Here is a 12,100-nt window from a genome sequence, read left to right as displayed (position 1 = left end):
TGAGGCTGAATGGAGTTTAAAGGCTTACTTTGGGCGGCGGCTCTGATGTCGGCAGCCCGTATGTTTACAGTCTTTGTGCCAACTCAGGACGCGTCTGATTTTGGCAAAATGTTGTGGGCTGAGTCGGGATTGGATCAGCCCTATCGTTCCTTGCCGTCTGCTATTTTCCCGGTTTCACCGGATGCGGATATTCATAATCCAGTTCAGGCTGAATCCAATAGGGTGCTAGCTTCTCTGTCGGCTGAGTCCTCAGTCGCTATCGGCTGCAAGTCGGCAGGGGTCGCAGTGGTCACGGTTTATGCAGGGCGAGAGATTGGTTCTGGTAGCATTATTAGCTCTGATGGGTTGGTGTTGACTAATCATCATGTGGTGAGTCGCTTACGACAGCGATCGCTCTATGTCGAAACCTTAGAGGGTAATCGCTACGATGGACGAGTGCTTGCCACCGATCGCCGCAATGATTTAGCGCTGGTTCAACTTGAAACTCAGACACTGCTACCCATTGTGCGGCTGACTTCTAATCGAATTGCTAAAGTGGGTCAGTCTGTGTGCGCGATCGGTAGCCCTTTGGGTCAGGCGGGAGTTCTCACTGAAGGGCAGTTACTCAAAATTCGCTCCAATGGGGATTTGGAGTCCAATGTCTTGCTGAAACCGGGCAGTTCTGGTGGACCGTTGCTCAACACTCAAGGTGAGATGATTGGTGTGAACAAAGGAGTTGCCAAGCAGTCTGAGAGGGGTGGTGGCGATCGCAACAGTTTTGCCACCAGCATGAACGCGGTTCAAGAATTTCTCCAGCAAAATCGTTCCTCAGGGGAGCCTAAAAATTAAGGGACATAGAAGTAAATCCTACATCCCTGTTAATTAATTCAGCCTATTTAGAACCTAAACAGGTTTGAAACTTACTCTAAATACTCCGCAGCAACCCAGCTACCATCAGAAAGCTCTTCCCAAGCATACCCATCTTGATAAACAGTTCCATTGACTGTTTCTAAATGCTCACCTTCGTAAGCGCCATCTTCGATGCTGTAATGTAACCCTGGACCAGAGCGAATGTTTAAGCCAATTCCGGTATTGGTTGAAACATGACCACCGCCATGGCTGTAAGAAGACGGGCTGTAGTAGTAGTCATCGTAACAATCTTCTTCGTGATAACTTACTTCTTCGTAGCTGGTGGGTTCATAGTAGTTGTCTACATACTCTGTAGCGACCCATCCGCCTTCAGCCTCGCGCTGCCAACTGTAATCATAGTGATCATAGGAAACGACCTCACCGTAGGTATAGAGGGATTCGCCTTCTTCCAACCCTCCAATCCGTCGGTAGTCCAGCCCTGGACCACTGCGGACATTTAAGCCAATGCCGCTGTTGGTGTTAACCTTGCCCCAATCTACAGGCTTATATTTTTCGTCTAATCCTAAAGCTGTTGCAGTTTCTTTCCCCACAATCCCATCGACTTGCTTTAAGCCTTGACGCACTTGAAAATCCGTGACCGAGGCTTCGGTTTTGGCACCATATGCGCCATCGGCTTGAATGCCTAGGGCTTTTTGAATGTGAGCGACTTCATCGCCAGATGCACCCGCACTATAAGACGCGGTTGCTGCCATTGCATTTCCACTGCTGACGGATGCTGCTACCACAGCCGCACCTGCCAACGTCATTAAGGTAGAACCCGAAGCCTTGAGATGGGATTGATTCAACAATGTCACCTCTGGATCAGGTGTGGAATCTTCGTGATTGGCAGCCGTATAAACAAAAGCTAGTAATTCCATAAGCTCCTTGATCGCTTAATCTTCACCTGCCCAGATTTTCAAATCGCGATCGCACTACCCATAAAGTGATGCAACATACTTTTGAAACTTTGCAGTGTTGAGTGTACAAAAGTCGCATTCATCCATATCCGCAAAACTTATCAAAACATTGGGAGTGATAAACTCTACCTAGTGGAAAATGATAACTCAGTCTACCATACGCTTATTGGTAAAGTTGATTGTTAATTTTTTATTACGTTCAATCAGCGCCGACTGACTTCTATTTTTTAGGTGCAGCCTTCGGTTCAACGGCTGCTTTTGAATCACGAATTTTGTAGGTTCGGAGCAATTCTAAACTAGGACAACACGCTGGGTCACCAGGTCGAAATTGTTGAATTTTTGCTTCAATTGTGGCGTTCGGTTTGACTGCGATCGCTTTTATTCTGACTTGAGATCCCACAAATTCCGCAGAAATATTCTTAGGGTTTCCCTGCTCATTGATCACTGTGACTAAATAAGTGACATCGCCAGAGTTAGGAATTGCAACCCTGAGAGATGCAACTGCATCTTTTATGCCATCTCTGTTTAAATCGCCATAGGCTACAACGTCATCTAGAGTGATGGTTCGTTGCGTGCTTTTATCTACATATTTGCCATTAACTAGCTTGATAGGTCCTTTTGCTAAGAAGAAATATTCTGCATTTTTTAGTTTTTCTACTGTTAGAGGTAGCTTCAATGAAGCCGACGGTTGAACAGGCTTGGGTGTCGTTTTAGTGGGGGCTGCTGAAGCCCCAGGGCTAGGGTTCGCTTCAGAAATCTGACTGATTTTGGCAGAAGAATTAGGCGATGAATCACTACTGGCGGCAGATTGATCTTGAGTTTTGACGGTATTGCATCCTGTCAGGCTGAGGATAATCGCCAGCCCACTAACAAGCGGCATAAAGCTATCTTTAAGATTCACAATCATTTTCTGGATCACTGTTTTGAAGAAGATTACCAATGCGTAATACTGACGTTCTTGTTCTAATTTTTAGAAACTGAGCAGAATAATGGTAGCAGCAAGGTTTTAATTGAATGCGCTCAGATGGAGAATACTTTACTCAAGTACTAATTAGCTTGGTTCGTTTGGATCAGTCGTTGCATCCTCCTTAAAGCAGTACCCGATATTTTTTATCACCTATTTGAGTAATTTTGCTTAATTACAGCGATCGCGAAGGGATAAGTTTTGATGGATATTGAGGCATGAAAACGAGCTATTTGATGCTGGGGAGTGGCTTCGTATTGTTAGGTTTAACGTCTATCACTGCCATCTTTCTAAAAAGTTTGGTTCCAGCAGATGCCGAAAAAAATTATTTGAATCAGGCTCGTGCAATTCAGGCCGAAACGCATAAACCATTAGTTCCTCTAGAATCCCAAAAAAGCGCAGAGAGTGCCATTTTTCAAAAAGCAAATAAGGCAGTCGTGACAGTATATGGGGCGAAAGAGTTGGGATCTGGAATGATTATCCGAACAGATGGACTAATTTTGACAAATAAACATGTGGTTGAAAATTCCATGTCTCTAGCGGTGAAAACTGCTATGGGAGAAGTTTATGATGCTGAAACTGTGGATTTTGATCTGCGTTATGATTTGGCGATCGTGCGATTGAAAACAAAATCTACTGCACCCATCATTTTGCCAACTGTTAGCCTGTCAAGCATCTTGCGATTGCAACCGGGCGATCGTGTTTATGCGATTGGCAGTCCTCGCGGCAAAGCAGGAACGATGACCACTGGCAGCTTTCTTCGCACCACTGAGCAAGGCAGTTTGCAACTCAGTTCAGGTCTGCTTAGCCCTGGCAACTCTGGGGGACCCTTGCTTAATACTGCTGGTGAAGTCATAGGGATTAACAAAGGGGTTTTGGAAGATAATACTGGACTTGCCACCAGCGTGATTGCGATCAAGGAATTGCTGACTCGCTATGATGCCATTCGCGATCGCCCCAATAAATAGAACGCACAGACTTTACACTGGAGAGCATCAGAAGCCATGGGATTTTCGGCGATCGCCCTTATCAATAATCTAGAGTGAGCGTTTCTCTAACCCGCGATCGCAGTCTTCAACGAGCTTCTGGAGCGATCGCTGCTAACCTCTTGAAACTAGCAGTTTACTGAGGATTATGCTGATGGGCGCATGTTTCCAACCACGGACGATTCTGAGACGATTGTAGACTGCTTGATGTGGGCGGCAAAGAAGGCGGGTGTAGTCATTACTCAAGCAAACAGGCGCGCTGTTAATCACCCATTGGGGTTTGAGCGGTCCTGCTGTGCTAAAACTGTCTCATTGGGGAGCAAGAGCGCTACACGAGCAGCAATATCACGCCACCCTGCGGATTAACTTACTGCCTCAAATGAACCCAGAGGTCATCCGCGAACAAATGATGGCAGTGCGATCGCAACTTGCCCGCCGACTCGTTGCCACCAGTTGTCCAGTGCCTATTCCACGTCGTCTATGGGAACGATTAATCGCGACTGTTGGCATTGATCAAGATGAAACTCGCTGGGCAGATGTATCAAACAAAACCCTAAATCAACTGATCCAAGAACTGACTCAAGGACAGTACATCATCAGCGGTAAAGGCATATTCAAAGAAGAATTTGTCACCTGTGGCGGCATTAAGCTGAATCAAGTAGATTTCAGAACCATGGAAAGTCGCCAATGTCCCGGACTTTACCTTGCAGGCGAAGTCTTAGATATTGACGGCGTGACGGGGGCTTCAACTTCCAAAGTGCTTGGACAACGGACTGGTTAGCAGGTTAGGCAATGGGATCTATGAGTTGAAAGACTGGTCGATTTTATCTTTCAGCGCAATGCTAATGTGTACTGTCTGTCGCGAACTAGATGATTCAGACGCGATCGCTTCTAAAAATTGAATTGCAGCATTAGTATCATCAAACTTATATGCAGACGTATCAAAAGCTGAAGTTTGAGTGGAAGCAGCCCGATCAAATTCAGTTTCATGAATCTGACCTAAATCAACCACTGCTAACTGTTTAAAGGTTGGGCTAATTTGTTCGACTATCAATTTCTCGCGGCGAATCGGCACCTCAACAATCCGCGTCTCAATTTCCTTGCGAACAATCACTTCGCCAACTTTGCGCTTCTGCATATCAACGACTAGACGCTCTTCCAATAAAGAAATCGTCTCTTCAAATCGCGGTGGAGCAATCGTAGAAACAGCCTGAACAACTTCGTCTGGCACCAGGTGAGGAGGAGCTATATCTGAATTGGGTTGAGAATTCAATTGACTTGATCCGGCAACTAAAAGTTCTGAATCATCAGTCCGAGGTGACGATTGAGAAGAATAGCCTGTTGAAACAGTAGACAAATTTGGAACTGGCTTGTAAATAAACTTAGGCTCTTCTAGAGAAGCTGAATTTTCTAAAGCTCCAAAAAACTTACTACCTCCAGGTTGATAACAGGCTAAATCTTGTGACTGCAAATTTTGGTTAACTCTTATTTTTTTATCTTGATTTTGTAGTTTTTTAAAATCAGAAGTCTCTTGTTTTGACACTTTATATTTCTCCTAACTTTTAGCACTTATGAGTATATAAACGGAATTTATTTTCAGTTGGCAACGCATGATTATTCATCAATAATATCCAGGCAAAACGGTCTATCGCTCTGCCTGGACTAAGTTAAGTCTGAGTTTTTAAGGTGCTAGTGATAGCAACACTTAAACGCGTTCAGAGTTACGGCGAGAGTCTACTCCTTGATCCACAATTGGAGTCCCTTGGGTATCCACATTGAGTTCTTCCCGGCGTAGTGTTTCTTCAGCATTCACTACATCGCGATCAACTTCTTTTCTAACACTGACTTCTTCGCGAACAAAGGCTTCCTTCCGAATATCAGGAGTTTCTTCGTAAACCTCTACCCGTGCCACTTCACCGTCTTGAAACGCCATGTCTCCAGAAGTAACGGCTGTGCCAGCCCCTGAAGTACGCTCAATGACTACACGTTCTTTCTCAATTGGCACAGACACCTTGGCAGTTTCAGTTTCTACTCGCTTACCAACTGCAACCTCACCTGTTTTTGCACGGGTTTTGTTTGCAATTAATCGCTCTTCATAGAGCTTTAGGCTTTGATGATGGGTGTCATCTAAGTTATACAAAGAAGCATCATGATCGTAGTTATAAGTGTCGCGATCGTAGCCAACAGTAGCCATGTTCTGATCCAAAGGAGCAGAATTTTCTAAGGCAGTAGTTGGACGATAGACATTGCGGACTTGCTCTTCATAATCATAATCCACAGGCATAGAACCGTCATATTGAGGTAATGATTCTGCTTGGGCACGAGTTAACCCTTCAGCAGTAATTCGATGACCTTTGTAATCAATGCGCGATCGCCCAATGGGTAGCAATACTTTCTTGCCCAAAATCCAAGTGCCGGTGTTGATAATCAAATACCGAATCTTACCCGTATCATCTACTAACAAATCATCAACTGAACCGACCTTATCATTTCCTGCATAAAGACCATAACCAACAATATCTTGGTCATCGAAGTGCTTACGATAATCGGGATCAAAATCTTTAATTTTATGAAGTGGCATTGTTTTATATCCCTGGTTGTGAGGTTTTACTTGAACTCTTAACATAAACAAGACTAACAAGCTGCTTATGGCGTTTCATCCTCCCTAAGCAAGATCAATGTTTATCTCTCAAGTTGAGTGCTTAACCTACAACTTATGTCGCAGTAGAATTGCGATTACTTGAAAATCATTGATATGTTCATGATTGATTTTGAACTGCCATATTTATATGTCCGAAGCAGCAATTCTCAGTATGGAAAATAGCTACTTATAAGTTTTTATATGGTTAGAAGAAGGTACGGCTTAACTTAAACGTTAGCCGCAGAAAATGCTTTGAGTTGTGAGTTCTAAAGTTTTTCCTTGCCTTTTATCTCGATTGGTAGCGCATTCCGGGCTGGGTTGTAATTAGATCTTGCATTTCCAGAGTGGTCAGGGAGCTTAAAACAGCGCCAGCGGCGAGTCCAGTCTTTTGGACAAGCAGATCGAGAGGAACACCTTCTGGGTTAGAGAGTTGGGTTTCCGCAAGGGCTAGCAGAATTTGCTGTAGTTCTGGCGGCAGGTTAAGAGGAATGCTCGATTGGGCGGTGGGAGTAGGGCGATCGAGTTGGGGCAGCATTCCTAGTTTTTCAATTAGTTTGTCTTCGCCTAATATTAATTGCGCTCCTTGCTCAACTAAATTGAGGCAGCCGATCGCCTTGGGATTATCCAAGCTGCCGGGTAGCACATACACATCACGCCCGTATTCATTGGCATAGCGCGCGGTGATTAAACCACCAGATCTTTCAGGTGCTTCCATGACCAAAGTGGCGCGACATAATCCAGCAATCACACGATTTCGGCGCGGAAAAAACATCCGATCAGGCTGAGTGCCAGCAGCGTGTTCGCTGATGATCAATCCCTGCTGCATGACTTGTTGATAAAGTCCTCGGTTGCTCCAGGGATAGACGACATCGGAGCCACAGCCTAAAACGGCGATCGTTCGCCCACCTGCTTCAACACAACTCTGATGCACTTCGGTATCAATCCCTTCTGCTAATCCTGAGACAATCGTAAAGCCATGATTGACTAGCATTTTTGTAATCCGTCGCGTCCAACGTCTACCATAATCCGAGGGGTTGCGGGTGCCGACGATCGCGATCATCGGGGTCACGCCGACAAGTTCCAGTGGCTCCATAATGCCGCGATAGTAAAGCATCGGGGGCGGATCGGGCACTTCCAATAGCAGCCGGGGATAGTCGCGATCGCCGGGAGTCCAAAATGTTGGGTTTGCCTGTTCATGCTGCTGCAATAATTCTGCGGGTTGAATTTGTCGTCGCGCCTGGGCGATCGCATCTGCGGTTTGCAGCCCAACGCCCTCCACTTCCAGTAAATCAGCCGGATACGCCTCCCATGCGGCGGCTAAGGAGCCAAAATGTTTATGTAAGCGTCGGAGTGAAATGGGACCAATGCCATCGATCCCCGACATTGCCAGCCAAAAAGCGCGTTCTTCTATCATGGGCACCCAGAAATTACAGCCTAACGCTGCCTTAAATAAATCGCATTTCCTCAATCGAGGAATTAAGGCTAGAGTGCCCTTGGGACATAGAAAATTCGCAATGGAGCAAGGAGTATTTGCATGAATGACTTGATTATTCGAGTAGCAACCCTGCCCGATGAGTTACCTCAAGTGTTTCAAATCCGATACCTAGTGTTTCAGGTTGAGCAGGGAGTTGATGCGGCACTGGAGTTCGATGGCGAAGATGAGCGATCAACTCACTTGTTAGCATTTTTAGATAAAAAACCAGTCGGCACAACCCGCCTTCGCTGGCTCACGCCGCAGATCATCAAGGTGGAACGGGTTGCCGTCTTGCTTGAAGCCAGAGGAAAAGGCATTGGTCAACGGTTGATGGAGTATACTTTTAGCTTCGCGATCGCAAAACAGGCAACAGAAGTCTGCATGAATGCCCAACAATCAGTGCAATTATTTTACGAACGGCTAGGGTTTCAAATAGAAGGAACCCCATTTGAGGAAGCCGGAATTCCTCATATTAAGATGAAAAAGTCGTTGCGGTAGTCGGATAGAACGGGTGTTGGGTCACGATTCCGCAGAGCAGCTTCCAGATAAAACGCGTCCTGCTTGGCTGAAAGGGCTACCCTTTTTGGCTGTCATTTGGCTAGCAGGGGCAATCGTCGATCGCACTTGGCTAGCACTCGACCACTCCGTTCCGTCCTGGGATCAAGCAGACTACCTTACAGGCGCTTTAATCTACTGGAATGCTCTTGCCACGCCGCAATGGTTTTCTGGCAGTTGGTGGACTGATTTATGGCTGCTATCCAGCAAGATTCCTCCCCTTGTCTACATTTCCACCGCGCCGTTTCTGAATGTGTTTGGCACAGGCATCGATCAGAGTTTTTTGGTGATGCTGCTCTACAGCGCTATTTTATTAGCAGCAGTCTATAGTCTAGGCACCTTTCTCTTTGACTGGAAAGTAGGACTATGGGCGGCAACACTTAGCACCCTCATGCCGATTCTCTATCAATTGCGGCTAGAGTTTCTGCTTGACTATCCGCTTACCGCCATGGTGACCCTGTGTTTTACCTGCCTCACTCTATGGAGAGGAGTGAGTCGGCATCAAACAGAGAAAACCAGAGAACCCTTAGCCGAACCGTTAAACCTAAAAAAAGAGGGCGAAGTAACCCTCGTCGCCCTTGATGAAATCCCACCCTCTAGCCCTGCTGCGTCCGTGGCTGCGTCTAGTCAACCCCTCTCAGACACTATCCGCGAATCTCTAACTCCGCCCCCCTCGCCCCTCGCCCCTTACGTTCCCTGGCTGCTTGCCGTGCTGTTTGGCATCACGCTAGGTCTAGCGTTGATGACTAAACAACCATCGCTTCTGTTTATGCTGGTGCCGATGCTGTGGGTGTTGGGGGAGATTTTGCGGCGGCGTGAGTGGCACCGGTTAGGACAATTTGCTTTGGGATTGCTGGTATCGCTGCCAATATGGTTTCCGTGGTATCGCACAAACTGGCTACTAATTTTGACTTCTAGCAAACGGGCGACGATTGATTCTGCGATCGCAGAGGGGCAAGCACCAGTCTGGTCCTTCCCAGGCTTGACGCTTTATCTGGCAGAGCTTCCCGGCATGGTGTCGTTGCCGTTGCTGCTAGTGCCGCTGGTGGGAATTGCCTTGTTTTGGCGGCGATCGCGCATGGGCAAAGACGGAACTTCATTGAATACCGTGGCAGCCCTACGAGATCGCCGCCAGACATGTTATGCAGCCACGCAGCGATCGCTCGGCTGGTTGCTGGTTTTCATCTTAGGGGCATATCTGATGTCTACCCTAAACCCCAATAAGGACGCACGATATATTGCGCCTTACTTGCCGGCGATGTCGGTGGTGCTTGCCTATGGCATGACGCTGTTTCCGCGATCGTGGCGAGTCTTACCTTGGGCAACGATTTCACTGGCGATCGTGATGATGCTGAGTAGTTTGTTTCCGATTTTTGCGGGGCAATCTACCGGGCGATCGCCCGCTTCGCGCTTCTTTCCATACCAAGGCAAACCCTTTCCCCATGCCCAAGTGATTGCGGCAATTGTGAAAGCTGATCCTCATTTAATCGCTACGGTTGGGGTATTGCCTTCTACGCCGGAGGTGAATCAACACAATATCAACTACTTTGGTCTATTGCAAAACGCTCAAGTGTTTGGGCGGCAGGTGGGCGATCGCCAAAAAAACATCGAAAAAGATCAGCGATCGCTGAGCTGGTTTCTGAGCAAAACCGATGATCAAGGAGCCATTCGCAAACAAGATGCCCAAACTGCCTTAGTGCAGGCAGTGGAGCAAGGCAAAGATTTTCAACTGCATCAAACTTGGGCATTGCCAGACCAAAGTAGCTTAAAGCTCTACCGCCGAAAAGTGGCAGCGGTGGAAGTGAAACAAGCGAACGACCTCGTTGCGCGAAGCGCGATCGCCCAAAGTTCAAAGTCCGAAGTGCAAAAGTCCGAAGTGCAAAAGTCCGAAGTGCAGAAGCCTGAAGTCGAAAGCGAAACGCCGGATGTCATCACTCCTAAGGTCAGCCAAGAAGTCGAAAAATCAGACACCCTGCAAACAATCGTCAATCCTCAAACAAAGAACAAGGCAGCAGTGCGGTTAGATCAGATCACTATCCCAAAAACTGCACCTGCGGGTAAGCCAATTCCAGTAACCTATCAATGGTCGGGCACCTGGGACAAATTGCAGCCGGGATTGATGATTTTAAACTGGCATAAACAAGGTGAGCTGAAAGTAAAGGACAACACTCGCTGGCTGCATGACCACGGCATTGGGAAGGGCGAACTATTTCCCGCAATATTGAAACTAGAGAAGCAAGCAAGTCGCTGGCAAGTGACTGAGCGGATGGCAATGCTGCCCCCGGCAAATACGGCACCCGGCGTTTACACTCTAGAAGCCACGTATCTAAATCGCCAAACGGGAAAAACCGAAGCGATCGCCCTGCCCCCCCTCACCCTAAAAATCGAGCCGACGGCTCCCGCCACTCCTGCACCAGAGTTAGATTTGCTCACCCAACTGCGAAACTTGGCGGCAACTCTTCCGCAAGGGGTTAAATCTCTAGAAAAAATTTCCAATGAAGTTTCTCGGATTAATCAATACGATCCAGTGCAGGATTACCTGATTCAGGTGCAACAGGCGACAGACTACCGCTTGCTTCAAGACTCAAAAAATGTTCAATATGCCTACACCCTAGCTCTTGCAAATGCCTTGATGAGACAAGTAAACCCTGCGATCGCAGCCCTGCAAAAAGCAACTCAGCTAGATTCGCAAAATCCCTATTCCTACGCCTTTCTTGCTTTTGTCAACCTATACGACTTCCGCCCCGGTGCGGCTCAAACCGCCTTGCAAAGTGCGCTCAAGCTCGATCCCGCTAGTCCAGAAATACACGCTCTCAGCAGCATTGCCTCTCTCATGCAGGGAAATATCATTCAAGCATGGCAGCACTTTCAGAAATATCAAAAAGGACAATAGGCGATCGCGTAGGGTGTGTTGAGTCCTACGCACCGCACCTATTTTATTCCACAGAAAAATCTTCGGCTGTCAGCAAGATTTTGCCATAGTCAGGAATCCAAGCAACCCATTGATGATTAGCGGCTTGACACAGCAATAGCGCCTCATCCTGACAAATCTCTGCGGGGGAATTATGTAGCTTTACCCAAGTGGAAGAACTGGATATAGAAGAGAGCGATCGCTGAGTGGGCAAGGCTGCCGAAACTCGATGGGCAGTACTCATCTTCTGCCGATGGATATGAGTTTGAAATTCCTTTTCAAGTTCCATCACTAATCTCCAAAAACACGCTGTATCTTGCTTTGTTTTGCCGACTTTGACTGTGACTATTATTTGCAAGTCTCAAAACACAAGTGAGTAAAATCAGATGCAAGAATTCAGTTTCGTATCCTATGTTACAGAAAAAATTTTGGATCGTGTCGAATCGTCGCACAACTTTACTGGAGATAGACCGCTTGGGTGCGCGATCGCCACAGCAAGCGGGGAGGGCAAATCGGTAAAGGCATCTCCTACCCGCTCACCGTTTCTTGGTTTTGGCTCAAACGAGCCGAGGGTAAGCGAGAGTTGCGCTTGGTCATCTCCACTCATTCTTACTTACTGCTGATGTAGGCAGAGTCAGTGACTCCGTTACGTGGAAACTGGGAGCAAGGAGTCCCAGGAGGCTCCGTAGCCTCAGTCCTAGTAGCCCGATTGCGCTCAATGCACGACTTTCACGTCGCACAATCTCATTATGAATTAGTAGCCA

12 protein-coding genes are annotated in these 12,100 nt (G+C 47.1%); 6 read left to right on the top strand and 6 right to left on the bottom strand.

Annotated elements, in window-relative coordinates; translation table 11 throughout:
* Positions 1 to 9 precede the first annotated feature (9 nt).
* A complete protein-coding gene (locus AC1S5B_RS04640) occupies positions 10 to 828 on the top strand; it encodes a S1C family serine protease (protein ID WP_482034533.1) in 819 nt (272 codons plus the stop codon).
* A 71-nt stretch (positions 829 to 899) separates the two neighbouring features.
* Here AC1S5B_RS04640 and AC1S5B_RS04635 read toward each other — a convergent pair whose 3' ends face one another.
* Both AC1S5B_RS04635 and AC1S5B_RS04630 read right to left on the bottom strand, forming a co-directional pair.
* Positions 900 to 1,766: a peptidoglycan-binding protein gene (locus tag AC1S5B_RS04635; protein ID WP_482034532.1), complete on the bottom strand. Its 867-nt coding sequence runs from the start codon at positions 1,764 to 1,766 to the stop codon at positions 900 to 902.
* A 259-nt stretch (positions 1,767 to 2,025) separates the two neighbouring features.
* Positions 2,026 to 2,685 (bottom strand): hypothetical protein, encoded by a 660-nt coding sequence (locus AC1S5B_RS04630; RefSeq protein ID WP_482034531.1) that lies wholly within the window; start codon positions 2,683 to 2,685, stop codon positions 2,026 to 2,028.
* A gap of 302 nt (positions 2,686 to 2,987) precedes the next feature.
* Here AC1S5B_RS04630 and AC1S5B_RS04625 point away from each other — a divergent pair, with 302 nt between their 5' ends.
* Positions 2,988 to 3,737 (top strand): S1C family serine protease, encoded by a 750-nt coding sequence (locus tag AC1S5B_RS04625; RefSeq protein WP_482034530.1) that lies wholly within the window; start codon positions 2,988 to 2,990, stop codon positions 3,735 to 3,737.
* A 313-nt stretch (positions 3,738 to 4,050) separates the two neighbouring features.
* Complete coding sequence (locus AC1S5B_RS04620) at positions 4,051 to 4,536, top strand: NAD(P)/FAD-dependent oxidoreductase (RefSeq protein WP_482034529.1); 486 nt, start codon at positions 4,051 to 4,053, stop codon at positions 4,534 to 4,536.
* Positions 4,537 to 4,554: 18 nt separating this feature from the next.
* On the opposite strand, the gene AC1S5B_RS04615 is transcribed toward AC1S5B_RS04620, so the two are convergent.
* The 3 genes from AC1S5B_RS04615 to dprA all read right to left on the bottom strand — a co-directional run bounded on the left by AC1S5B_RS04615 (position 4,555) and on the right by dprA (position 7,810).
* Complete coding sequence (locus AC1S5B_RS04615; RefSeq protein ID WP_482034528.1) at positions 4,555 to 5,028, bottom strand: DUF2382 domain-containing protein; 474 nt, start codon at positions 5,026 to 5,028, stop codon at positions 4,555 to 4,557.
* A gap of 432 nt (positions 5,029 to 5,460) precedes the next feature.
* Positions 5,461 to 6,336, bottom strand: a complete 876-nt coding sequence (locus AC1S5B_RS04610; protein ID WP_482034527.1) for a DUF2382 domain-containing protein — start codon at positions 6,334 to 6,336, stop codon at positions 5,461 to 5,463.
* 346 nt (positions 6,337 to 6,682) lie between these two features.
* Positions 6,683 to 7,810, bottom strand: coding sequence for a DNA-processing protein DprA (dprA, locus tag AC1S5B_RS04605; protein WP_482034526.1), 1,128 nt, complete (start codon positions 7,808 to 7,810; stop codon positions 6,683 to 6,685).
* A gap of 120 nt (positions 7,811 to 7,930) precedes the next feature.
* Between dprA and AC1S5B_RS04600 the strand changes: the two genes are divergently transcribed.
* The gene (locus AC1S5B_RS04600; RefSeq protein ID WP_482034525.1) at positions 7,931 to 8,368 is read left to right on the top strand and encodes a GNAT family N-acetyltransferase; all 438 of its coding nucleotides are present in this window, start codon (positions 7,931 to 7,933) and stop codon (positions 8,366 to 8,368) included.
* A gap of 13 nt (positions 8,369 to 8,381) precedes the next feature.
* Positions 8,382 to 11,318, top strand: coding sequence for a glycosyltransferase family 39 protein (locus AC1S5B_RS04595; RefSeq protein ID WP_482034524.1), 2,937 nt, complete (start codon positions 8,382 to 8,384; stop codon positions 11,316 to 11,318).
* Positions 11,319 to 11,361: 43 nt separating this feature from the next.
* Here the strand turns inward: AC1S5B_RS04595 and AC1S5B_RS04590 are convergent, their stop codons facing one another.
* The gene (locus AC1S5B_RS04590; RefSeq protein WP_482034523.1) at positions 11,362 to 11,625 is read right to left on the bottom strand and encodes a hypothetical protein; all 264 of its coding nucleotides are present in this window, start codon (positions 11,623 to 11,625) and stop codon (positions 11,362 to 11,364) included.
* Positions 11,626 to 11,814: 189 nt separating this feature from the next.
* Here AC1S5B_RS04590 and AC1S5B_RS04585 point away from each other — a divergent pair, with 189 nt between their 5' ends.
* Positions 11,815 to 11,964, top strand: a complete 150-nt coding sequence (locus AC1S5B_RS04585; RefSeq protein ID WP_482034522.1) for a hypothetical protein — start codon at positions 11,815 to 11,817, stop codon at positions 11,962 to 11,964.
* Positions 11,965 to 12,100 lie beyond the last annotated feature (136 nt).

The sequence above is a fragment of the Leptolyngbya sp. CALU 1928 genome, from assembly GCF_056784215.1.
The sequence above is the reverse complement of the archived record's forward strand: the minus strand, read 5'-3'. Positions and strand labels throughout refer to the sequence as shown.

Coding starts and splice junctions, on each gene's coding strand:
- AC1S5B_RS04630 (WP_482034531.1), bottom strand. CDS start 2,685: ATGCCGCTTGTTAGTGGGCTGGCGATTATCCTCAGCCTGACAGGATGC.
- AC1S5B_RS04625 (WP_482034530.1), top strand. CDS start 2,988: ATGAAAACGAGCTATTTGATGCTGGGGAGTGGCTTCGTATTGTTAGGT.
- AC1S5B_RS04610 (WP_482034527.1), bottom strand. CDS start 6,336: ATGCCACTTCATAAAATTAAAGATTTTGATCCCGATTATCGTAAGCAC.
- AC1S5B_RS04635 (WP_482034532.1), bottom strand. CDS start 1,766: ATGGAATTACTAGCTTTTGTTTATACGGCTGCCAATCACGAAGATTCC.
- AC1S5B_RS04590 (WP_482034523.1), bottom strand. CDS start 11,625: ATGGAACTTGAAAAGGAATTTCAAACTCATATCCATCGGCAGAAGATG.
- AC1S5B_RS04600 (WP_482034525.1), top strand. CDS start 7,931: ATGAATGACTTGATTATTCGAGTAGCAACCCTGCCCGATGAGTTACCT.
- AC1S5B_RS04640 (WP_482034533.1), top strand. CDS start 10: ATGGAGTTTAAAGGCTTACTTTGGGCGGCGGCTCTGATGTCGGCAGCC.
- dprA (WP_482034526.1), bottom strand. CDS start 7,810: ATGATAGAAGAACGCGCTTTTTGGCTGGCAATGTCGGGGATCGATGGC.